Annotated in this window: 16 protein-coding genes and 1 pseudogene; 5 read left to right on the top strand and 12 right to left on the bottom strand. The window is 51.3% G+C overall.

Annotation, left to right across the window (positions count from 1 at the left end):
- Positions 1-59 precede the first annotated feature (59 nt).
- The 5 genes from D8682_RS13050 to D8682_RS27355 form a co-directional block, all read right to left on the bottom strand.
- Positions 60-1,214, bottom strand: coding sequence for a Gfo/Idh/MocA family protein (locus tag D8682_RS13050; RefSeq protein WP_121814450.1), 1,155 nt, complete (start codon positions 1,212-1,214; stop codon positions 60-62).
- A gap of 1 nt (position 1,215) precedes the next feature.
- A complete protein-coding gene (locus D8682_RS13045; protein ID WP_121814449.1) occupies positions 1,216-2,073 on the bottom strand; it encodes a sugar phosphate isomerase/epimerase in 858 nt (285 codons plus the stop codon).
- Positions 2,074-2,085: 12 nt separating this feature from the next.
- Positions 2,086-3,390 (bottom strand): TRAP transporter large permease, encoded by a 1,305-nt coding sequence (locus tag D8682_RS13040; protein WP_370090873.1) that lies wholly within the window; start codon positions 3,388-3,390, stop codon positions 2,086-2,088.
- Entirely contained in the window at positions 3,386-3,871 is a 486-nt protein-coding gene (locus D8682_RS13035) for a TRAP transporter small permease (protein ID WP_064540619.1), read from the bottom strand. Before D8682_RS13035 ends, D8682_RS13040 begins: the two co-directional genes overlap by 5 nt.
- A gap of 62 nt (positions 3,872-3,933) precedes the next feature.
- Entirely contained in the window at positions 3,934-4,065 is a 132-nt protein-coding gene (locus tag D8682_RS27355) for a hypothetical protein (protein ID WP_255424170.1), read from the bottom strand.
- 26 nt (positions 4,066-4,091) lie between these two features.
- On the opposite strand from D8682_RS27355, the pseudogene D8682_RS13030 reads away from it, so the two are divergent.
- Positions 4,092-5,328: pseudogene (locus tag D8682_RS13030) on the top strand (IS3 family transposase).
- Here the strand turns inward: D8682_RS13030 and D8682_RS13025 are convergent.
- Positions 5,318-6,214: a TRAP transporter substrate-binding protein gene (locus D8682_RS13025; RefSeq protein ID WP_121814448.1), complete on the bottom strand. Its 897-nt coding sequence runs from the start codon at positions 6,212-6,214 to the stop codon at positions 5,318-5,320. The pseudogene D8682_RS13030 and the gene D8682_RS13025 sit on opposite strands and share 11 nt — an antisense overlap.
- A 187-nt stretch (positions 6,215-6,401) precedes the next feature.
- On the opposite strand from D8682_RS13025, the gene D8682_RS13020 reads away from it, so the two are divergent.
- Positions 6,402-7,454: a LacI family DNA-binding transcriptional regulator gene (locus D8682_RS13020; RefSeq protein ID WP_121814447.1), complete on the top strand. Its 1,053-nt coding sequence runs from the start codon at positions 6,402-6,404 to the stop codon at positions 7,452-7,454.
- Here the strand turns inward: D8682_RS13020 and msrA are convergent.
- Positions 7,451-8,089, bottom strand: a complete 639-nt coding sequence (msrA, locus tag D8682_RS13015; protein ID WP_064540610.1) for a peptide-methionine (S)-S-oxide reductase MsrA — start codon at positions 8,087-8,089, stop codon at positions 7,451-7,453. The two genes, D8682_RS13020 and msrA, sit on opposite strands and share 4 nt — an antisense overlap.
- A gap of 225 nt (positions 8,090-8,314) precedes the next feature.
- On the opposite strand from msrA, the gene tamA reads away from it, so the two are divergent.
- The 3 genes from tamA to D8682_RS13000 are packed head-to-tail and all read left to right on the top strand — an operon-like array spanning position 8,315 to position 14,159.
- The gene (gene tamA / locus D8682_RS13010; protein ID WP_064540607.1) at positions 8,315-10,048 is read left to right on the top strand and encodes an autotransporter assembly complex protein TamA; all 1,734 of its coding nucleotides are present in this window, start codon (positions 8,315-8,317) and stop codon (positions 10,046-10,048) included.
- Complete coding sequence (locus D8682_RS13005) at positions 10,045-13,821, top strand: translocation/assembly module TamB domain-containing protein (protein WP_121814446.1); 3,777 nt, start codon at positions 10,045-10,047, stop codon at positions 13,819-13,821. The genes tamA and D8682_RS13005 overlap by 4 nt, the downstream gene beginning before the upstream one ends.
- Positions 13,822-13,823: 2 nt before the next feature.
- Positions 13,824-14,159, top strand: a complete 336-nt coding sequence (locus D8682_RS13000; protein ID WP_121814445.1) for a gamma-glutamylcyclotransferase — start codon at positions 13,824-13,826, stop codon at positions 14,157-14,159.
- A gap of 70 nt (positions 14,160-14,229) precedes the next feature.
- On the opposite strand, the gene D8682_RS12995 is transcribed toward D8682_RS13000, so the two are convergent.
- The 5 genes from D8682_RS12995 to D8682_RS12975 form a co-directional block, all read right to left on the bottom strand.
- A complete protein-coding gene (locus D8682_RS12995; protein ID WP_121814444.1) occupies positions 14,230-15,516 on the bottom strand; it encodes an ABC transporter substrate-binding protein in 1,287 nt (428 codons plus the stop codon).
- Positions 15,517-15,535: 19 nt separating this feature from the next.
- Positions 15,536-16,621, bottom strand: coding sequence for a cellulase family glycosylhydrolase (locus tag D8682_RS12990; protein WP_121814443.1), 1,086 nt, complete (start codon positions 16,619-16,621; stop codon positions 15,536-15,538).
- Between the two features lie 68 nt (positions 16,622-16,689).
- A complete protein-coding gene (locus tag D8682_RS12985; protein ID WP_064540593.1) occupies positions 16,690-17,817 on the bottom strand; it encodes an ABC transporter ATP-binding protein in 1,128 nt (375 codons plus the stop codon).
- 12 nt (positions 17,818-17,829) lie between these two features.
- Positions 17,830-18,657 carry a carbohydrate ABC transporter permease gene (locus tag D8682_RS12980; RefSeq protein WP_083963193.1) on the bottom strand — a complete coding sequence of 276 codons (828 nt, stop codon included), beginning with the start codon at positions 18,655-18,657 and terminating at the stop codon, positions 17,830-17,832.
- A complete protein-coding gene (locus D8682_RS12975; RefSeq protein WP_064540591.1) occupies positions 18,650-19,540 on the bottom strand; it encodes a carbohydrate ABC transporter permease in 891 nt (296 codons plus the stop codon). The genes D8682_RS12980 and D8682_RS12975 overlap by 8 nt, the downstream gene beginning before the upstream one ends.
- Positions 19,541-19,767 lie beyond the last annotated feature (227 nt).

Below are 19,767 nucleotides of genomic sequence, written 5' to 3'. Positions count from 1 at the left end.
CTGATGTGAAGGGGGAATGAGCGGGCAACCAGAACGGATACCCGCGTTTGGTGACTGTGTTACCAGGTACCGCTGGCGTCGAGGGTTTTGCTTTCGGTCTGTTTTTCAACAGACTGCGTAATCCGCTCGTCAAGCAGTGTCTTGTACAGCTCTTCGTCGAGCGGCAATGTCACCCAACCGTCGGTCCAGCTTGAAAGGTGCATGGCGTTGGAAATCGTCAGCCCGCGAATCCCTTCTTCACCCGGTGCGATGAGCGGCTCGCCACGCAGCACGGCGGCGCAGAAGTTGCGGGTAATCACATGATGTTCACTGCATTCAGACGCGGTAGAGATCAGCACTTCCCAGCACTCCGGTTCGCCAAATCCGCCGGTCCAGCGGGCGTTGAACTCGGTTTCGGATTCCCGCAAACGCCAGTAGCGAAGCTTGCCTTCCTCAACCACCACTTTGCCTTTATCACCGATAATCTCCAGGCGGTTGGTGCCGGGGGTTTCTGCCACGGTGGTAATAAACACGCCGGTCGCGCCGTTGGCGTATTCCGCGTAAGCGGTCACTTCATCTTCCACTTCAATCTTGCGATGTTTACCAAACTGGCAAAAAGCGCGCAGGCGAACCGGCATCCCCACCAGCCACTGCCACAAATCCAGTTGATGCGGGTCCTGGTTTAGCAGCACACCGCCGCCTTCGCCTTTCCAGGTGGCGCGCCAGCTTCCGGAATCGTAATAGCTTTGCGAGCGATACCAGTTAGTAATGATCCAGTTTGAGCGGCGGATTTCACCCAGCTCGCCGCTGTCGATAAGGTCTTTTACTTTCTGGTACAGCGGGTTAGGGCGCTGGTTGTACATCAGGCCGAAAAGTACATCGCACTGCTGCGCGCATTCATTCATTTCACGCACTTGCGCGGTGTAGACGCCTGCGGGCTTTTCGCACAAAGTATGAATGCCGTTGCGCATCGCCAACATGGCCAGCGCCGGGTGGTCGTAGTGGGGCGTGACGATTAATACCGCGTCGATAAGCCCACTTTGCAGCATTTCTTCTGCGTCACTAAACAGCGGGATATTTTCCCCAACCACCTGACGAATCGCCTCATGCTTTTGCGGATTGTTATCGCAAACGGCGCTAAGAACCGCTTCTTTCACCGTACCTGCCAGCAAATAACGGGCGTGAACGGTGCCCATATTGCCAACTCCAATAATGCCAAAGCGTACTTTTTCCATGTTACAGGCCTCGCTCATTAATGACGCTATTCAGGGCGTTCACCGCGCAGGTAAATGCGGCTTCACCATGGTCCATTTTGTCACTGGTTATCGCGCTATTTTCTAATGCTTTGAAACCGCTGAAATCGGCCAGATGGGGCTCAAGGGACAAGAATCCCTGGTAACCGCAGGCTGCCAGTTCTGCCAGCATATCGCCGATGCGCCCGTCACCCAGGTCCGCAGGCATGACATCGCCCGTGGCGAAAAGAGCGTCTTTAATATGGATATAGACGACGTGTTTGCGCAGCAGCGTAAACGCATCCGGGAATGGAGTGACGCCGCACTGCACAAAGTTTGCCGGGTCGAAAACCGCTTTTACTTTCGGCGTATTCAGCGCTTCCAGCAGTTGCAGGCAACGTTCGGCGGTATCACCGAAAATGTCTTTTTCGTTTTCGTGCAGTAGCGTGACGTCATAGCCTTCGGCGGCGGCAACCAGTTGCTGCCAGCGGTGCAACACTTCCGGCCAGTATTGCTGCGGATCTTCATCTTTCGGCATCCAGAAGCTGAACATGCGGATGTATGGCGCTTCAAGAATTTGGGCGATTTTTAAGGTGTGACGAAACAGGTCAAGATGCGCGTCAAAATCTTCATCGAGGCCAATTTTGCCAATGGGCGAACCGACAGAGGAAATAGCAAAGCCGCGCTCATCCAGGCGTTGTTTAATTAATTTCACTTCATCTAAGGTGTGTTCTACCAGCGGGCGGTCATTCACGCCGCGCATCTCGATATGGCGGATATTGAATTTATCCAGCACATCCATTTGTGTTTCCAGCCACGGCGAAATCTCATCTGCAAAGGCAGATAAAGTAAATTGGTGCATCAGATAAACCTCTTAGCTCATGCCAAATAAATGGGGAAGGAATAATGAAATTTCAGGAATATAAGTCACCACCAGCAATAAAATAAATTCGATGGCGAAGATCGGTAATAACGGTTTAATGACTTTTTCCATCGGCACATTGGCGATGCTGCAACCCACAAATAAGGCGCTGCCCACCGGCGGTGTGATATTGCCGATACACAAGTTAAAGACCAGCATCACGCCGAAGTGAATCGGGTCCATGCCGATGCTTTGTGTAATCGGGAAAAAGATCGGTGTGAAAATCAGTAATGCCGGGCTGATATCCATAAAGGTGCCGACAATCACCAGCAGCAAGTTCATGATCAACAAGATAATAATCGGGTTTTCCGAAACAGACAGCAGCAGTTCGCTGACGGTATCCGGAATAGACAGCCAGGTCATCGCCCACGACATAAACGACGAAGCGGCAATCAGGAATAAAATCATGCCGGAAATAATCGCCGACTCGATCATAATTGCCGGTAAATCTTTCGGCTTAATGGTGCCATAACACAGCGAAAGAATAAGCCCGTAGAAAACCGAGATGACGCCGCCTTCGGTCGCGGTGAATATGCCAACAATAATTCCGCCAATCACCACCACAATCATTAACAGGCTAGGAATGGCATCAAAAACAATACGCAGCGCCTGTTTTAACGGCACTTTATCTTCTACCGGATAGTTATGTTTTTTGGCATAGATCCACGCATAAAACATCACACCGAGGCCCATTAAAATCCCCGGCACATAACCGGCAACAAACAACGTTGCTACCGAAGTTCCGGTCATTAATGAGAAGACAATAAACAAACCAGTTGGGGGAATAAGCAAACCGGTAGGTGCTGAAGCAATGTTAACGGCGGCGGAGAAGTACGGATCGTAGTTTTTCTCTTTTTGCAGCGGCCCCATAAAACCACCGACCGCAGAAGCGGCGGCAACGGAGGAACCGCACACACTTCCAAACAGCATATTACTGATAACGTTGGCATGCGCCAGCGAGCCAGGAATGCGCCCGCCAAGCAGCATCGCTAAGTTAACCAGCCGTCGGGCTATCCCACCTTTATTCATTAAGTTACCGGAAAGTATAAAGAACGGTGCCGCTAACAGGCCAAAGTTGTTGATGCCGGTAAACATTTTCTGACTACCGGAATAGAGAATATCCCCCACCGACATGCTGAAAATCAGCGTGAAAATCGACGACACCATAATGGCAATCGCCACCGGTAATCCGAGCACTAAAAAGAAAATAAAGCTGCCCAGTAGCATGCTGCAGGCGATGAGAATTTCGGAATCAATCATGGGCATTCTTTCCCTGGCAATTGCTGATGATATTGATGATTTCCAGCAAAATAATAAGCACGCCGCTCAAAGGAATAATGGCGTGGATCCAACCCATTGGAATGCCCAGCGTACTGGAGCGTTGACCCATGCCTTCGAGCATAAATTGCCAGCCGCCGAGGATCATGACGAAGAAAATGGAAACCATAATAATCACGTGATGCAGAGTGTTTAGCTTTACACGCAGGCGGATATTGAGTTTCGATTCCAGCAGCGTCAGAGCTAAATGACGCTGGGAAGAGAAGCAGCAAACTGCCCCTAAAAAGCCCATCCAAATCATAATGTAACGCAGTAATTCTTCGGTATAAGTGCTGGGGTCGTTAAGGATATAGCGGGTAAAAACCTGCCACATCGCAATCAGGCACAAGGCGGTGAGCAGGCACGCCACCAGCAGCCCGATACCTTTATCAAGGTATGACTTAAAGGTTTGAAGGTTCATGAAGTACTCCGGAAAAGCTCGCCCTGTAAAGCCAGCCGTCTGGCTTTACAGGCTAATTGCTTTTATTGCATTGAATTACGGATTTCGGTTACTTGCTGCATTTTGTCGGCGGGAAGCTCGGCGTACATCGGTTCCACTAAATCCTGGAAGGCTTTTTTCTCTGGGTTGACCCGTCCTAAATAGCGTTGACACATTTAACTCGCAGGCAGAGGAAAATGTGATGAACCAATATGTTAAACGCACACAACGCGATTACCCTCTATCCTTTAAACTGGCCGTTGTCGAACAGGTCGAAAAAGGGGAAATGACTTACCGTCAGGCGCAAGACCGCTACGGTATTCAGGGTAGCCACACCGTCATGACGTGGTTGCGCAGATACGGTCAACTCGACTGGCACTCCCCCTCTCTCGCAAGAAAGTGCGGAGCTACTATGCCCAAAATACCTCTTACTCCCGAACAACGGATCAAAGAACTCGAGCAGCAACTGGCTGAATCAGAAATAAAAGCCCAGTTTTTTGAAGCTGTCGTGAAGGTAATGAATACCGAGTTCGGAGCCACACTGACAAAAAAGCAGTTGGCCACCTTATCACGCAAGCACAAACGCCGGGACTCACAGTAATGCGTGCTTGCCGGTTCATGGGGATCAGCCGACAGGCGTGGTATCAATCCCTGCAACGTGAGCGCGGAAGAGAAAGACAGGCGCAGCATATCGTTGAACAGGTGACGACCATCCGGCTACACCAGCCCCGGCTGGGGACACGTAAACTGCATTATTTATTGCGACAGCAACCAGAGCCGGCACTCCATGTCGGTCGGGATCGTTTGTTCCAGATACTGCGTGGCGCACGATTACTGGTAATACCGAAACGGGCGTATCACAAAACGACTCAAAGCCATCATCGCTTTTATCGTCATCCTAACTTATTGAAGGCGGGAGAAAATCAGGTTGTTGCCAGCCGCCCGGAGCAGGTGTGGGTCGCGGATATCACGTACATTCCCCTGCGTAAGGGAACGGCGTACCTCAGTCTGATAACAGACGTCTGGTCGAGAAAAATCGTGGGATATCATGTGCATGAAAGTCTGCATACCCATCATGTGGCTAAGGCGTTCAGAATGGCGCTGGTCAGCAGGCGTACAGCACATCCACTGGTGCATCACTCAGATCGGGGTGTGCAGTACTGTTCAACAGAATATCAGGCACTACACCAACGCCATGGGGTCATCTGCTCGATGACAGACGGGTATGACTGTTATCAGAATGCGCTGGCGGAACGGGTAAACGGGATATTAAAAATGGAATATCTGCTCGGGAAGCCAGAAGATATCGGACAGGCAAGAAAGATGGTCAGGGAGTCGGTGGAAATCTACAACACGCGGCGGCCACATCTGTCGCTAAAATACAAAACGCCCGATGAAGTTCATCGGGCGTTGTAAGGCCGAAAAGTGTCAACCTATAGCAGGACTAGTCAGGTAGTAGAATTTCACGCCCATCGCTTCGGCATCTTTCTTCGCTTTCGCCTGTACTTTTGCCTGCTCTTCGGTCTGCATTACGGCGGAGTTCAGTGCGGCTTGTTTCAGTTTTACCTGTTGATCTGGCGTCAGTTTTGCCCACGTTTTGCTGCTGATAACCACAATGTCAGGCACCAGCGTATGTTCATCAAAAGAGTAGGCTTTCATCATTTCGCCATGGCGGGCATCCGTTAGCGTCGAAACGGCATTTTCTGCGCCATCGACCACACCCTGCTGCATGGCACCGAAGACTTCGCTGTACGGCAGCGGTGTGGCGGTTGCGCCCAGGCGTTTCATCATATTCAGTACGGTTGGGTCGGCCATGACGCGAATTTTGACGCCTTTTAAATCTGCGGGTTTTTCGATGCCTTTATCGCGGGTATAGAACGAACGGAACGAGCTGGTATAGAACGTCAGCCCTTTAATACCGCTGGATTCTGGGTAGGCGTAGAAAGTATCAGCCAACGGACTGAGACTGAACTTCAGATAAGCTTCGTTGCTGGGGAACAGATACGGCATGGAAAGAATCGAAAACTTGTCATTGAACGATTGCAGGTTAGAAACAGAAACACGCGCCATATCGACGGTCCCTTTCTGCACATCCTGTAAAACCTGAGTTTCATCGCCCAGCGCACCGTTGGCAAAAATACGTAATTTCACTTCGCCATTAGTGGTTTTTTTTAATTCGTCGTTCATAGATTTGAGCGCTAAAACGGTCGAATCGATAGCGAGATGGTTATCTGCGACTTTTAACGTAATAGCGTGTGCAGAATAACTCGTCAAAAGAGCGAGGGCACAGCTAATAACGGAACCTTTAAAGAGAGTCTTTTTCATTGTGCATTTCTCACCTGGATGTTAATTGGCGCTACAGTAAGAAACTGCCCGAATCTCAGCAAACGGATTTTGTGATAATATTCGCAGCTTAAGTAATTACCTGTCTTGTTTTTAATATTTATCTTTTAAAAACAAAGAAATATCCGTGATAATATTTGCATGGATGCATTGTGTCAGGGATCACAAAATGGCAGGTAAATTAAAGATGCAACAAATAGCCGTAATGACAGGATATTCTGTCAGTACGGTTTCAAGAGTTTTAGCCGGGAAATCGAACACCAGCCCACAGGCGCGTAGCGCTATACTGCGTAGTGCTCAGGAGTTTGGTGTATTAGATGAACTTATCAGTGGGCGTTTATTAATTAACGGTGTGATTATATTTGCCCCGGACCGTGCTTTTAATAGCCGTGATGACACATTTTATAATGAAGTCATCAAAGGCATCGTCGAAGCTATTGCTCCGCATGATATTTATATCCGTTATTGTGGGCTGGAAGAGCAGCAGGCAGATTTGAAGTTGTTTCTTAAAAAAGCCAGCGACAGCAATATTAACGCGATGATCATTATTGGCGTGGACGACCCAACCATTCATAAACTCGCCGCCACACTAAACAAACCCTGCATTCTTATTAATACCACCGACCGGGAAATGCTTCTGGATAACGTCTCGCCAGACCATCGGGCCATCGGTTTTAGTGCCGCTCGTCATCTTTATCAACAGGGGCATCGGCGCCTGCTGTGTCTGACCAGCCTGCGGCGCGACACTATGGTGAGCCGCCTGGAGGGGGTCAAAGAAGCGGCGCGTTACTTCCATGCTCCATTCGATGAAGCTCTCAATTTGGTGGTGACGGAAGGATTTGGCGCGGTGGAATCAGAAGCGGCGCTGGAACGCTGGTTTTCACAACATTCCCAGGAACAATGGCCGACGGCCATTCTTTGCGCTGGGGTATTTATGGCAAAAGGGGCGCAACAAGTCTTGCAGCGCCGTAACCTTACTGTCGCGCAGGAAGTTTCGCTGATGGTCACCGACTTTAGCTGGACACTCTCCGAGCCCTTTAGCCCCGCATTAACGGCAATTCAGGTGCCTTGTCGTGAATTGGGCATTGAAGCGGTGCATTTATTACAAAACCGTATTACTCGCCCCCACACCCCGGTATTCAACCTGATGCTGCAGGGGCGTTTGCTGGTGCGTGATTCGGTGATCCGCACTACCCGCTCAATCCCGCGGGAGCACGCTTAAGCTTGCGGCGGTAAACAGACACCAATGCCACCAATGCCGCAATAGCCATACGGGTTTTTATGCAGATATTGCTGGTGGTCGTCCTCGGCATAGTAGAACGGACCGGCGTTGGCAATTTCAGTTGTGACGCGGCGCTCATCACCAGCCAATGCCATAGCGTCCTGGAAACGCTCAAAACTGGCGCGGGCGGCAGCATCTTGCTCAGGTGTGAGGGGGTAAATCGCCGAGCGATATTGGGTGCCGACATCACCGCCCTGGCGCATGCCCTGAGCCGGATCGTGATTTTCCCAGAACAGTTGCAGCAATTGCTCATAGCTGATGACTTGTGGGTCGTACACCACGCGCACCGCTTCGGTGTGGCCCGTCATCCCGCTACATACTTCACGGTAAGTTGGATTGGGCGTAAAGCCGCCAGCGTAACCTGCGGCGGTGCTATAAACCCCCGGCAGTTGCCAGAACAAACGTTCAACGCCCCAGAAACAACCCATCGCAAAATAAGCGATTTCCATCCCATCTGGTACATTTGTCATGGAATGCTCGTTAACTGCATGTAAAGCGGCGATCGGCATCGGGGTGTTGCGGCCTGGCAACGCTTCAGACTGGGTCACGGGATGGTTTTTCTCAAATAATTTCATCAGTCATGCTCTCCCGATATCGGTAAAATTTAGTAACAACCGTCAAGCGGTTGTAACGCGGCGAGTTATTTCAGACAATAACCCAGCATTATGAGACTACAGTACATATAAGAATTATTTGGGTTATTGTGCAGTTTTCAACCCTAATTGTTGTAATTTTGTTAAGCCTAAGGCGGCGATAACGTTTCCTTCCAGGGGTGGGAACAAGGATATTCAGGAGAAAACGTGCCACAAATCCGTATATTTTGCTCGGCCTGTTTGTGCCTGGTAAGCACGTGGGCGGGAGCTGCCAACGTACGTTTACAGGTTGATGGGTTAAGCGGCGAGCTACAAAAAAACGTTCGTGCGCAACTTTCTACCATCCAAAGTGATGAAGTGACGCCGGACCGGCGTTTTCGCGCGCGTGTGGATGACGCCATCCGTAATGGTTTGAAAGCGCTCGGATATTACGAACCAACCATTGAATTTGACCTGCGGCCACCACCGGCTAAAGGGCGACAGGTATTGATTGCCAAAGTCGATCCCGGCCCGCCAGTGTTGATTGGCGGCACTGACGTGATTCTGCGCGGCGGTGCGCGTACCGATAAAGATTACATTGCATTATTGGCCGACCGCCCGAAAATTGGCACCGTTCTCAATCACCACGATTACGACAGCTTCAAAAAAGATCTTTCCAATATTGCGGTACGGAAAGGCTACTTCGACAGTGAATTCCTCAAAAGCCAACTCGGGGTTTCCCTTGAGCGCCGCCGGGCGTACTGGGACATCGATTACAACAGCGGTGAGCGCTACCGTTTTGGTGACGTGACTTTCCAGGGCTCACAAATTCGCGAAGATTACCTGCAAAATCTGGTGCCTTTTAAAGAGGGCGATTACTACACCTCAAGTGATTTGGCAGAGCTAAACCGCCGCTTATCGGCGACAGGCTGGTTTAATTCGGTGGTGGTGGCGCCGGAATTCGACAAAGCTCGCAAAACCAAAGTATTGCCATTGCAGGGCGTCGTTTCCCCAAGAACTGAAAACACCATTGAAACCGGTGTGGGTTATTCCACTGACGTTGGGCCGCGCGTCAAAGCGTCGTGGAAAAAACCGTGGATGAACTCTTACGGCCACAGCCTGACCAGCAGCATCAGCCTTTCTGCGCCTGAGCAAATCATTGATTTCAGCTACAAAATGCCATTGCTCAAAAACCCGCTGGAACAATATTATCTGGTGCAGGGTGGCTTTAAAGCGACAGATTTAAACGATACCAAGTCCGATTCCAGCACCCTTGCGGTTTCACGATTCTGGGATTTATCCAGCGGGTGGCAGCACGCCATCAACCTGCGCTGGAGCCTCGACCACTTTACTCAGGCAGACGTGACTAACACCACGATGCTGCTTTATCCGGGTTTAAGCCTCAGCCGTACTCGCTCGCGTGGTGGCCTGATGCCCACCTGGGGTGATTCACAGCGTTATTCGCTAGACGTTTCCGACACCATGTGGGGTTCGGATGTCGACTTCGCGGTGATTCAGGCACAACAAGTCTGGATTCGAACCTTGCAGGAAAAACACCGCTTTGTGGTGCGTGGCAACGTCGGTTGGATTGAAACCAATGACTTCGACAAAGTCCCACCTGACTTGCGCTTCTTTGCCGGTGGTGACCGCAGTATTCGCGGTTATTCCTACAAATCCATCTCCCCTGAGAACGACAAAGGTGAACTGACGGGTGCCTCAAAATTAGTCACCGGTTCACTGGAATATCAATACAACGTGACCGGGAAATGGTGGGGTGCGGTGTTTGTCGACTCCGGCGAAGCGGTCGATGACATTAAAAAGAGCAACTTTAAAACTGGCGCAGGGTTCGGTGTGCGCTGGCAGTCACCGGTTGGGCCAATCAAGCTCGATTTAGCCGTTCCGGTGGGCGATAAAGATGAACACGGTTTACAGTTTTACATCGGTTTGGGGCCTGAACTATGAGTCGTTGGAAGAAGATAAGCCTCGCGGTGTTATTTTTTGTGGTGCTGCTGATTGGTGCGGTGGGCTTCCTGGTGGGCACTACCACTGGGCTACACGTCTTATTTAACGCCGCCAACCGTTGGGTACCTGGGCTGGATATTGCCAGCGTCACAGGCGGCTGGCGCAATCTGACTATCAAAGGCCTGCGCTACCAACAGCCGGGCGTCAACGTCACGGCGGGTGAAATTAACCTGGCGGTTAAACTTGGCTGCCTGCGCGACAGCAGTTTGTGCGTGAATAATCTCTCACTCAAAGATATCGACGTGGTGGTCGATAGCAAAAAAATGCCGCCGTCAGCACCTGTTCAGGAAGAGGACACTGGCCCACTCAATCTCACCACGCCGTATCCCATCACCCTGAGTCGTTTTGCGCTTAATAACGTCAATCTCAAAATTGATAACACCACCGTTTCGGTGATGGAGTTTACCTCCGGCCTGAACTGGCAGGAACGTAATGTCACGCTGACGCCGACCAACCTTGAAGGCTTGCTGATTGCGCTGCCGAAAGTCGCCAAAGTGGCGCAAGAAGAGGTAGTTGAGCCGAAGATCCAGAACCCGCAGCCGGAAGAATTACCGCTGGGTGAAACGCTCAGGCAGCTGTTTGAAAAGCCTGTTTTACCTGAAATGACCGATGTGCATTTGCCGCTGAATCTGAATATTCAGGAGTTTCGTGGCTCGCAAATGCGCCTGACTGGCGACACCGATTTGTTGGTCAGCAGCCTGTTGTTGAAAGTCAGCAGTATCGACGGTTCTTTGAAGCTCGATGCGCTGGATGTCGACTCTTCGCAAGGCCAGGTCAACGCCACCGGTAGCGCGGAATTGCGCGATAAATGGCCGGTAGATTTAACCCTGAACACCACGCTGAACATCGATCCGATAAAAGGCGAAAAGGTGAAAATGAAGATCGGCGGCGAGCTGCGGGATGTGCTGAAAGTTGGCGTCAATCTTTCAGGACCGGTCGATATGGAACTTACCGCGCATACCCAGCTTGCCGTGGCCGGTTTGCCACTCAATCTGGAAGTGGTCAGCAAGCAGCTTTACTGGCCGTTTACCGGTAAAAAAGAGTACCAGGCAGACAATCTCAAACTGAAATTCAGTGGCAAAATGACCGATTACGCGCTGTCATTCCGTAGCGATGTGAAAGGCGAGCAAATCCCGCCTGCCACTATCACGCTCGACAGCAAAGGCAACGAACAACAGCTTAATCTCGATAAACTGCGCGTGGCGGCTTTGCAGGGCAACACCGATCTGAAAGCGGTGCTCGACTGGAGCAAAGCGATTAGCTGGCGTGGCGAGCTAAAACTCGATGGTATCAATACCGCGAAGCAATTCCCTGACTGGCCTGCAAAGCTTGACGGCCTGGTGAAAACCAGCGGCAGTTTGTATGGCGGCAGCTGGCAGGTCGATGTGTCAGAACTGAAGCTCGCCGGTAACGTCAAAAATAACAAAGTGAATGTGGCCGGGAAGCTTAAAGGCAACAGCTACATGCAGTGGAAAATCCCGGGTTTGCATGTTGAGCTTGGGCGAAACAGTGCTGATGTTAAAGGGGAATTAGGGCCGAAAGAGCTGGCGCTGGATGCCAATATTGATGCGCCGAATCTCGACAATGCTTTGCCAGGCCTGGGCGGCACCGCGAAAGGGACGATTAAAGTCCGTGGTGATGTCAAAGCCCCGCAATTGCTGGCGGATGTCACGGCGAATAATCTGCGCTGGCAGGAGCTGTCCATTGCGCGGGTTCTATTGAAAGGTGACGTCAAATCCACCGATCAAATCGCCGGTAACCTGGATCTGCGCGTCGAGCGTGTTTCCCAGCCTGGCGTCGACATCAACCTCGCCACGCTGGTAGCAAAAGGTTCTGAAAAACAGCATCAATTGAAATTGCGGATTCAGGGCGAGCCGGTTTCCGGACAACTCGACTTAAGCGGCAGTTTCTCTCGTGCAGAAGAACGCTGGCGCGGCAACCTGACCAACACGCGCTTTGAAACGCCGGTTGGCCCGTGGTCGCTTAACCGCGCTCTGGCACTCGATTACCGCAATAAAGAACAGAAGATCAATATTGGTGCGCATTGCTGGACTAACCCGAATGCCGAGCTTTGCGTGCCGCAACCGATTGATGCGGGCGCGAAAGGGCGAGCTGTCGTCAACCTGAATCGCTTTGATCTGGCGATGCTCAAACCGTTTATGCCGGAAGATACCCAGGCCGTGGGCACCTTTAGTGGCCGCGCGGATGTGAGCTGGGACAGTGAATCTAAGGGGTTGCCGCAAGGCAACGTCACGCTGCAAGGCAACGGCGTGAAAGTCACACAAGTGGTCAACGACAGCCCACTGCTGGTGGCGTTTGATACGCTGAATCTGAATGCGGAACTGAAAAATAACCAGGCGCAGCTTGGCTGGATGATCCGCGTCGCGCAAAACGGCCAGTTTGATGGCCAGGTGCAAATTACCGATCCACAAGGCCGCCGTAATCTGGGCGGTAACGTGAATATGCGTAACTTTGATTTGGCGATCGCCAACTCGATTTTCTCACGCGGGGAAAAAGCTGCCGGGAAGCTGAATGTGAATTTACGCCTGGCGGGTAACGCCGAGCGTCCGCAACTGTTCGGGCAATTGCAGCTGAACGGCATCGATGTCGACGGTAACTTTATGCCGTTTGATATGCAGCCAAGCCAGGTGGCGATGAACTTTAACGGCACCAATTCCACGCTGGTGGGGACGGTGCACACCAAAAAGGGTGATATCGCGCTTAATGGTGACGCGGACTGGACGCAAATCGACAACTGGCGGGCGCGTGTGGCGGCGAAAGGCAATAAGGTGCGCATTACGGTGCCACCGATGGTGCGCCTCGATGTCTCGCCTGATGTTGAGTTTGTGGCAACGCCAAGCCTGTTCACACTCGATGGTCGCGTCGATATTCCCTGGGCGCGTATCGTGGTGCATGACGTGCCTGAAAGCTCGGTCGGCGTTTCCAGCGACGAAGTGATGCTGGATCAAAACCTCAAGCCAATTAAACCGCAAACCGCGGGTATTCCGATCAACAGTAATCTGGTTATCCACGTTGGTGATAACGTGCGCCTGGATGCGTTTGGTTTGAAAGCGCGTTTGAACGGCGATTTGAAAATGGTTCAGGATAAGCAAGGGCTCGGTCTTAACGGGCAGATCAACATTCCCGAAGGGCGCTTCCACGCTTACGGACAGGATCTGATCGTGCGCAAAGGCATCCTGCTGTTCTCGGGGCCACCGGATCAACCATTGCTGAATATCGAGGCGATTCGTAACCCTGAATCTACCGAAAACGACGTTATTGCCGGTGTTCGTGTCACAGGAACGGCTGATGAACCGAAAGCTGAAATATTTTCGGACCCAGCCATGTCACAGCAAGAAGCCTTGTCCTACCTGCTTCGCGGCCAGGGTTTAGACAATTCTGGTGACGATGGCAACGCCATGACATCCATGCTTGTCGGTTTGGGGGTTGCACAAAGTGGTCAGGTTGTGGGTAAAATCGGCGAGACGTTTGGCGTAAGCAATCTGGCGCTGGACACCGCAGGGGTGGGGGATTCCTCACAAGTGGTGGTCAGTGGCTACGTACTGCCAGGTCTCCAGGTAAAATATGGCGTGGGTATTTTTGACTCGTTGGCGACACTAACACTGCGCTATCGCCTGATGCCTAAGTTGTATCTGGAAGCTGTGTCTGGTATCGATCAGGCACTTGATCTGCTTTATCAGTTTGAGTTTTAGCAATGCGAATATTTGTTTACGGCAGTTTACGACGCAAGCAAGGTAACAGCCACTGGATGACCAACGCCCAGTGGCTTGGGGATCATCATGTCGATAATTACGCCTTATACAATCTTGGCCATTATCCGGGAGTTGTGCCGGGTGAAGGTTCAGTTGTGGGCGAAGTGTATCGCATAGATGCTTCAACACTTTCCGAGCTCGATGCCTTGCGCACCAAGGGTGGTGAGTATAAACGTCAGCTAATTCAGACACCTTACGGGAGTGCATGGATGTATGTTTACCAACGGCAGGTGGATGGATTAACCCGCATTGAAAGCGGAGACTGGGTAGACCGGTAACCGTCCTGCGATCGCTCTCACCCTCTGTCAGCGGGCATGATTTCTGCTGACAAGAGGGTGAACTTTCACCTTAGCGCATGATGCGTTTTAATATTCTGTTCACCTGCTGTTCAAATTCCGTCGCGGCTTGATCGACGGTTTTCTTACCGTAATCAATCGCTTCTCTGGCGTTGTCGAACAGGGTGACAAACTGCCCATCTTCCAGTTGTGGCAATGTAGCCGAAGCATTAGGGAGTTTTGCCGATTGTGCGAGCCCCTGAATAACAGGATCGTTATCCTGCCAGATCCCGGCGTCACGCAGTGCTTTTTCCCCGGTTTGACTCAATGGTGCCCCACGTTCAAGGCCAACAGGCACCACGCCTTCCTTTTCATTGAGCAGGAAATTGAGCAGCAACGCGGCTTCTTTTGGATGCATTGTGTGACGACTTATCGAATACATCAGCGCGGTTTTACGAAACTGTCCGGCATCTTTCGCGCCAGGGAGCATCGGGTAGGGGCCCATGACCAATTTGTCAGGAAGAATCAGGTTCCCGGCTTCAGCGGTATACAACGCATTCCAGTTATAAACACCACCCCATTCGCCATTGATCCAGGGCTTCATTTCATAGTTGATACCTTTGCCGAAAGAAGCAATTTGCTTCATGTTCGGGGCGACATGCGCGTCCATCAGGCTTTTGTAAAAGGTTAACCCTTCAACCAGCTCCTCATGACTCCAGGCAAATGTTTTGCTCTCAACGTCTATCATCTCTTTCTGGTACTTCTGGTACATGTAAGAACGCACCAGCATCAGCGCATCTTGTTCTGATAAAACGAGAGGGAAATAGTTATCGCCGAGTTTCTCTTTAAACTGTTGACCCGCAGCACGTAATTCATCCCAGGTAGTAGGGAATGGAACGCCTGCTTTTTCCCAGGTATGTGCGTTGTAATAGAACAACATGACATTGCTGGAAATGGGCATCGCATTCACTTTGCCGTTAACCGTGGTGGTGGCGAGTGACTCAGGGGAATAGTGCTCTAACCCGATCTCTTTACTGACTTTGTTGAGATCGTAGAAACCATCTCCGGTGCGGGAAAGCAGCGTCAGCCAGTTCCAGTTTGTCTGGATAACATCTGCTTCCGTGCCGCTGTTGAGCTGCGTGGTGACACGAGAGGAATAGCCGTCCCAACCGGTATATTCTGCTTTAACTTTGATGCTGGGGTAGCGTACTTCGAATGCCTTCAGGGCTTCCAGGGTGGCGACGTTACGGGATTTTCCGCCCCACCAGGAGAAGCGCAGTTCCACTTGCTCGCTGCTGAAAGCCAGCGATGCATTGCCAAGCGTGCAACAGACCAGTAAAAAAAGAAGTGCTGTCTTCATGGTTCCATCCTCAATGTGATTAACCGCGAGCTCTCTTATGTCGGCAAGCCGTTAAGAGGCTAACCAGGCGCATTTCTTCTTCGTTCCACGGATTTCCCTGATCGTTTAGAACATCGTGAAACCATAACGATTGCGGATCGGGATGTGTTTTGTTGACGCCGGTCCAGGGGATCCAGGTTTGGGTTTTACCCTGTACCAATCCCCACTGGTAGCAACCCGCGTCATAAGCGGCGAACAACGGCAGTTGCTCGCTGAAGGTGCAGTCCATATGCCGCGCCAGCCACTCGGTACAAAGCACAGGACGATTGAGTTGTGATAGGTGGTGCAATGCCGTGAGCTGATAGTTTGCGGGAACATAGGCGTGATAGCTGATGATGTCTGAAAGCTGAAGCGCTGCGCTATCGATCGGATGCCCAAACAACGTGTTGCTTTCAATGTCGAGATGCCACGCGGCAACCGTCAGCGGTTGAGAAGGGCCGACCTCACGGGCCCAGCGAAAGGCGTTAATCATCAGTTGTAGCGCGAACTCCTCAATCCTGATGTCGGCCTCCCCGGATTCGGTGGCGCTCACGTTGATGCCACGATTGCCCGGTTCGTTGTACAGATCCCAGATGGCGACCCGTTCATCGTGTTTAAAGCGTTCAATGACGTCACGGATATAGGCTTCCACCGCTGGCCAGCGACTGGGATCCATCACAATTCCACGCCCAGGGCTTGCCGCAGCCTGACTGTTATGCACGCCTGGGCGAGGGGTTTTTTGCGGGCCGAGGAACGGCTCATCGCCGGAAAAGGCGCAATCGTCCATCAGCGTCAGCATCACCTGAATCTGGTGTTTCGCCGCCAGTTCGAGGAAAGTGTCGATGCGATTTAGTAGCCCGTCTCGATCGTGTTCCCAGACGATAAACGGCAGGTTGGTGCGCAGGGCGTTATAGCCATGACGCCGCGCCCAGCCCAGTTCCTGATCGATAGTTTGCGGATCGAAGGTGTCGGCTTGCCACATTTCCGTCCAGTTCACGCTGGTTCGCGGCAGATAGTTGAATCCACACGTCCAGCCGTGCTGCTCCTGCCAGGCCTGCGCCTGTGATGGTGTCCATTGAAAATGCATACGATGCTCCTGTTAGTCAGAATACTGCGTACGGCTCTATCCCCGAAAAAATGCGATATTGCCCTGTATTACAAAGAGATATTCTTTTCACTTTCGGCGTCAAAGAGATGGCATTCTTCCATGTTGAAGCGGAACCAAACCGGACAGTTTAACCCGCCCTCGATGATCGTCTTTGCCTCTTCGGCGGTGACGCGGGCGGTGAGTTCGACGTCTGCGACGGCGAGGTAGAGAAAGAATTCGTGCCCCATATTTTCAGTACGGATAAGCGTTCCTTCCGCGCCTTCGCTGGCAAACGGCTGCGCTGACACCATCACCGCTTCAGGGCGAATACCGAAAAAGACGTTTTTATCGACAAAGGGGGCGACTTTCTCCTGTTGGCTGGCATTCAGCGCCAGTGTGTTTTGGCCAACCGTGATGTGAAGCAAACCCTCTTTACGAATGATTTTGGTGGGTTTGATGTTCATTTCCGGCGCGCCGATAAAGCCCGCCACAAAGATATTCAGCGGGGCGTGATAGAGGTTATCCGGGGTATCAACCTGCATGATATGGCCTTGTTTCATCACGCAGATCCTGTCGCCCATGGTCATCGCTTCCGTCTGATCGTGAGTCACATAAACGGTGGTGGCCGGGCTGCCAGACAGCTTCAGTTGCTTGTGGAGATCGGAAATTCGGATGCGCATGGAGGCGCGCAACTTCGCATCAAGATTGGAAAGCGGTTCATCGAACAGAAACACATCCGGCTTTTTGACGATGGCGCGCCCTACGGCGACACGCTGGGCCTGACCACCGGAGAGCTGGCGCGGCAGGCTATCGAGCAGCTCTTCCAGTTCGAGTATTTTCGCCGCTTCATTCACCTGCTGAGCGATTCTTTCTTTGGGCAGCTTTGCGAGCTTAAGGCCGAAGGCCAGATTCTCGCGCACCGTCATATGCGGGTAGAGCGCATAGTTCTGGAATACCATCGCGATACCCCGCGCTTTAGGTGCAAGGTTATTGACGATTTTTTCACCAATATAAATTTCACCTCCGCTGACGGTTTCTAACCCGGCCAGCATTCGCAGAGTCGTGGATTTCGCGCAGCCGGACGGCCCGACAATCACCATAAATTCGCCGTCGGCGATATGCAGGTCGATGCCGTTGACGGCTCTGAACCCGTTGGAATAGATTTTTTCCACGTTCTTGAAAGTGACTGCAGCCACAATATTTTCCCCTTAACCTTTAATACCGCTACTGGACACGCCCTGGATGAAGTAACGCTGTGCCAGGAAGAAGACGATGATGGAGGGCATAAGCGCGATACACGACATCGCGAGTATTTCGTTCCACGGAGCCCCTTCGCTGACGTCTATCGACATTTTCAGCGCCAGGGAGATGGGGTATTTGTCAACGCTATAGACGTAGATCAATGGCCCCAGGAAGTCGTTCATCGACCACATAAACTGAAATAGTGCGACGGAGATAATGGCGGGTTTAAGAATGGGAACGACCACATACCACAGCACCTGTGCTGAGTTGCAGCCATCGATTTGCGCCGCCTCTTCCATATCACGCGGCACGCCGCGCAAAAACTGGATGAGCAGGAACACAAAAAAGCCTTGTGTGGCGAAGGCGGTAGGCAGATACAGCGGCAAATAGCTGTTAAGCATCCCCATTTCACGAAACATCAGGTACTGCGGGATGAGCAGCACCGTGCCTGGCAGTAACATGGTGGCGATAAGGGCAGAGAACCAGAATGTCTTCCACGGGATCTCGAATCGGGCGAAGCCGTAGGCCACCACCGTGGAAGAGATAATGGTGAGGATCACTTTTGGGATCACGAACTTAAAGGTGTTAAGCATGTAATGACCAAAGTTATATTCGGTGCCGGTTTTCCAGCCGTTGATAAAGCCGTCCCAGGTCAGGTTTGAGGGCCACAGGCTCAGGTTGGTGAATATTTCATTGTTGGGTTTGAGCGAAGCAGAAAACATCCACGCCAGCGGGTAGAGCATCAGCAGCCCGATAAACAGCAAGATAAAATAGCGAACGCTACGGTTAACCATTTTTGCCTCCCTTATCGGCGGAATAAAACACCCAGTATTTCGACGACTTGAATAAACAGCAGGCAAAGAGCGCGACCAATATAAACAGCGCCCAGGCCAGCGCCGCAGCGTAACCAATATCAAAGTATTTAAATGCGGTGTCGTAGATATAGAGCGAGAACAGATAGGTGTAATACGTTGGCCCGCCGTCTGTAATGACGTATGGCGCGGTAAACTCCTGGAAGGTATTAGTGGTTTGCATAATGAAGTTAAAGAAAATCACCGGGGTAATTAGAGGGATCGTTACTTTGGTGAACATCTGCCAGCGGGTTGCGCCGTCAATCATGGCCGCTTCATATTGCGATTGTGGAACGTTCTGAAGCGCTGCGAGGAAGATAACCATTGAAGAGCCGAACTGCCATACCTGTAATAGTGTCACAGAGAGTAAGGCCAGAGGCGGCTCGCCAAACCAGTTGATCGGTGTTGTGCCAAACAGGCTGAGAAAACTGTTCAACAGGCCATCGATGGAAAAAAGCGCCCGCCACAGCACCGCGATGGCAATGGAGCTGCCAAGAATCGAAGGGATGTAAAAAGCCGTGCGGAAAAAGCCAATACCGCGAAGTTTAAAATTCAGGACAAACGCGACGCCTAGTGCAAATGCCAGCTTTAAGGGAACGGTTAAAAATACATAGGTGATGGTGACCGCGACAGATTTCCAGAACAGCGTATCGTCGGTCAGCATATAACGGTAATTTTCTATCCCGTTAAATGTGGGGGGAGTCATTAAGTCATATTCGGTGAAGCTAAGCAGGAATGAAGAGACAAACGGGAAAAGGGTAAAGACAAACAATCCGATTATATAAGGTGATATCCAGGCAAGACCTAATAATTTATTTTCATTCATAAGAATCTCAAATTAATAATTATTTTATATGGTTCATTTTCCGGGTCGCTGTGATGAATGCGTCATCAAATGACAGGGTGGTAGGCATAGATAACGGTATTGAAGCTTTTGAGCTGTGAATCTCGCAGCGGGTGAATAAGGCATGTCGCGAGCTAATATCGATTAGCTCACATTGCTATTTCAGAGTAAACAATATCAGTGTCTATTTTGTGAACAGGCACGCACTG

It is taken from the genome of Buttiauxella sp. 3AFRM03, from assembly GCF_003675305.1.
Taxonomy (GTDB): domain Bacteria; phylum Pseudomonadota; class Gammaproteobacteria; order Enterobacterales; family Enterobacteriaceae; genus Buttiauxella; species Buttiauxella ferragutiae.
The sequence above is the reverse complement of the archived record's forward strand: the minus strand, read 5'-3'. Positions and strand labels throughout refer to the sequence as shown.

Excerpts from the sequence above, each read along its gene's own strand:
- D8682_RS13050 (WP_121814450.1), bottom strand. The coding sequence starts at position 1,214 with ATGGAAAAAGTACGCTTTGGCATTATTGGAGTTGGCAATATGGGCACC.
- D8682_RS13045 (WP_121814449.1), bottom strand. The coding sequence starts at position 2,073 with ATGCACCAATTTACTTTATCTGCCTTTGCAGATGAGATTTCGCCGTGG.
- D8682_RS13035 (WP_064540619.1), bottom strand. The coding sequence starts at position 3,871 with ATGAACCTTCAAACCTTTAAGTCATACCTTGATAAAGGTATCGGGCTG.
- D8682_RS27355 (WP_255424170.1), bottom strand. The coding sequence starts at position 4,065 with ATGTGTCAACGCTATTTAGGACGGGTCAACCCAGAGAAAAAAGCCTTC.
- D8682_RS13025 (WP_121814448.1), bottom strand. The coding sequence starts at position 6,214 with ATGAAAAAGACTCTCTTTAAAGGTTCCGTTATTAGCTGTGCCCTCGCT.
- D8682_RS13020 (WP_121814447.1), top strand. The coding sequence starts at position 6,402 with ATGGCAGGTAAATTAAAGATGCAACAAATAGCCGTAATGACAGGATAT.
- msrA (WP_064540610.1), bottom strand. The coding sequence starts at position 8,089 with ATGAAATTATTTGAGAAAAACCATCCCGTGACCCAGTCTGAAGCGTTG.
- D8682_RS13005 (WP_121814446.1), top strand. The coding sequence starts at position 10,045 with ATGAGTCGTTGGAAGAAGATAAGCCTCGCGGTGTTATTTTTTGTGGTG.
- D8682_RS13000 (WP_121814445.1), top strand. The coding sequence starts at position 13,824 with ATGCGAATATTTGTTTACGGCAGTTTACGACGCAAGCAAGGTAACAGC.
- D8682_RS12995 (WP_121814444.1), bottom strand. The coding sequence starts at position 15,516 with ATGAAGACAGCACTTCTTTTTTTACTGGTCTGTTGCACGCTTGGCAAT.
- D8682_RS12990 (WP_121814443.1), bottom strand. The coding sequence starts at position 16,621 with ATGCATTTTCAATGGACACCATCACAGGCGCAGGCCTGGCAGGAGCAG.
- D8682_RS12980 (WP_083963193.1), bottom strand. The coding sequence starts at position 18,657 with ATGGTTAACCGTAGCGTTCGCTATTTTATCTTGCTGTTTATCGGGCTG.
- D8682_RS12975 (WP_064540591.1), bottom strand. The coding sequence starts at position 19,540 with ATGAATGAAAATAAATTATTAGGTCTTGCCTGGATATCACCTTATATA.